Annotated in this window: 4 protein-coding genes; 3 read left to right on the top strand and 1 reads right to left on the bottom strand. The window is 57.6% G+C overall.

Going from position 1 to position 2,085, the window contains the following annotated elements; genetic code table 11:
* Positions 1-593, top strand: a 593-nt coding sequence (locus ABID12_RS20810) for a hypothetical protein (protein WP_354435963.1), incomplete at its 5' end; no start/stop codon positions are given.
* 42 nt (positions 594-635) lie between these two features.
* Here the strand turns inward: ABID12_RS20810 and ABID12_RS20805 are convergent.
* Positions 636-1,283, bottom strand: coding sequence for a LexA family transcriptional regulator (locus tag ABID12_RS20805; RefSeq protein WP_354435962.1), 648 nt, complete (start codon positions 1,281-1,283; stop codon positions 636-638).
* 110 nt (positions 1,284-1,393) lie between these two features.
* Here ABID12_RS20805 and ABID12_RS20800 point away from each other — a divergent pair, with 110 nt between their 5' ends.
* Positions 1,394-1,633 carry a hypothetical protein gene (locus ABID12_RS20800; protein WP_354435961.1) on the top strand — a complete coding sequence of 80 codons (240 nt, stop codon included), beginning with the start codon at positions 1,394-1,396 and terminating at the stop codon, positions 1,631-1,633.
* Positions 1,633-1,791 (top strand): hypothetical protein, encoded by a 159-nt coding sequence (locus ABID12_RS20795; protein ID WP_354435960.1) that lies wholly within the window; start codon positions 1,633-1,635, stop codon positions 1,789-1,791. Before ABID12_RS20800 ends, ABID12_RS20795 begins: the two co-directional genes overlap by 1 nt.
* Positions 1,792-2,085: the final 294 nt, after the last annotated feature.

Genomic DNA, 2,085 nt, shown 5'->3' with positions numbered 1-2,085 from the left:
TAATGCTGGGAAACGGCAATATCGGTTTCGATGCTGCGTTTGAGGGCGAGGGCGCACGTCGTTTTCTGGATGAACTGGTCAAGGCCAGAAAGGCACTTTACATTAAGGTGTCTGATGTGACGGAAACCATCCGACTACCTGTTTCAGGCTCAACGATCGCCGCGCAAAAAATGGCTAGTTTCTGCTTGACGGATGCGTCTGTTTCAGCCCCCATAGATGGTGTCCGGCCAAGTAGGCCTCGTGGCATGGATTGGCACGCCTTCGAGACGTTTCGGGATCTCGGTGAATGGGGGGATCGACCGCCTCATAACAAAGCTGGCGCCGTGTATCGCATTGCTCTCGCCAGAGCCTATGCGGGCAGTTGCTCACGTGCGACCGTAAATGAAAAAGCGATCAAGCGATTTGCGGAGGAATGGAATGTTTCGCTCGCCGATGAAGGGGAGGACGCCGAAACGCTGGGGCGATTGACGATGGACGAAACCGCTTACTACACAGGTGGGGCGTTGACGGAAGCGCAGATATGCGACTTCGCGGAGGCGGCATTCGGACCGGATGGTGAAGCTGGGCTGGATTTTCTGAAGCTAAAGCAATGAGACGCTTCTCGAGGGCGGTCTGATGCGCGGGTCCGCTCAGTTCTAAACATCCAGCACCGTGCGGCGCACACGCCCGATAACTCTGACCGTCCCATTCATCGCTGGCGGGGGCACATCGTGATAGGAAGCCGGTTGAAACGGAGGATCGTCATTCGGCCTGTAGCGCTTGTAGGTCGCCGCGCCGCGTTCATCGGCCACAACATAGCAGGCGTTCGGTACTAGGCGGCGATCCGAAAGGTTCACAAAAATAACGCTATCAGGCGGTGAAATCTTGTTCATGGAATCACCTTCGACCCGCAGTGCAATCCATTTTCCCTGTGGAAGATCGATAGCTGCCACGGTCGGGTAGTGGTCGAGGTCTGTTACCTCCGTCTGGTCAGTCAGTTGTCCGGCGCTGACGAACGAAATCAATGGTATATCATCAACTTTCGGCGGTGCGGTGTCTGTGTCGTGCATTTCCCCCGTGCCGAAATAGAGCCATTCGAATGAGACTTTGAACACCTTGGCATATCGGCGAGCGTCTGTGACCGTAAAGCCGTTGGCGCCGCTCTCATGAGACTTATAGGTGTTTTCATTCCAGCCGTAATTGGTCGCCAGCTTGCGGTAGCTGCCTTTTCCGGCCTGCTTGCGCGCCTGTTTAAGGCGCTCGGCGCGACCTCTCTTCTCGGCTTGCTCCTGCCGGCTTTCCATAAGCTCATGTCCTGTAGATTGGATAGGTGCAGATTGTACCTACTAATGTGGGTGCGGGTAACACCTATTTGCGCTTGACAAAAATGGGTGTGAATGACACCTATTTTGGCATGACACACACAGACCTCATTCTCAGATGGCCTTCGATCGCCGAATTCGGGCGTGATATCGGCGTGCCGTATGAAGCGGCAAAGGCGATGCGTCGGCGCGGCAACATCCCGGCCCAATATTGGAAGCGTGCGGTTGAGGCCGCGCGGCTTCGGGGCATTGACGGCGTCGAGTATGAGCGACTGGCCGAGCTGGTGTCCGTTGCAGGCGGCATGTCCCGCCAGCAGGCGGAGGCGTCTTGATGGAGTGGTATTTCCTTGCTCTTGCCATCGCTCTGGCACTGCTTCCGTTTCAACTGGTTGCGGTGGTGTTCGGGCCGGTCGGTCTGTCCTGGGCTGTGTTTCAGCTTGTCACCGGTCACTGGCCGTCCTTCGAGGGATTTCGGGGGGACGGACGATGATGACGGCTTTTTCATCCCCTCATGCGCGTTTTGAGTGTTTCGCGCGCATGCACCTTGCCTCGCTTCCGGCCGCAGGTTCTGCGTTGGCTGGGGCGGGGTCTTTTGTTCTATCCGGCGGCGCGATCCTTCCTGTGGCGCTGCCGGATCAGCGGCGGGGGCGTTTCCTCCTCCCGCGCGCCCGCCGCACCCGTTTGCATCGTTTCTCCTGCCTGCGGCCATTGTGGCCTCCCTAGTTCTCGATCGCGCCGGGCACTTCCGGCGCTGATTGAAACCTAATTTTCCGCCTGATTTCCC

The organism is Martelella mangrovi, assembly GCF_040545495.1.
Taxonomy (GTDB): domain Bacteria; phylum Pseudomonadota; class Alphaproteobacteria; order Rhizobiales; family Rhizobiaceae; genus Martelella; species Martelella mangrovi.
Note: the sequence above shows the minus strand (reverse complement) of the source record. Positions and strands in the feature narration are given on the sequence as shown.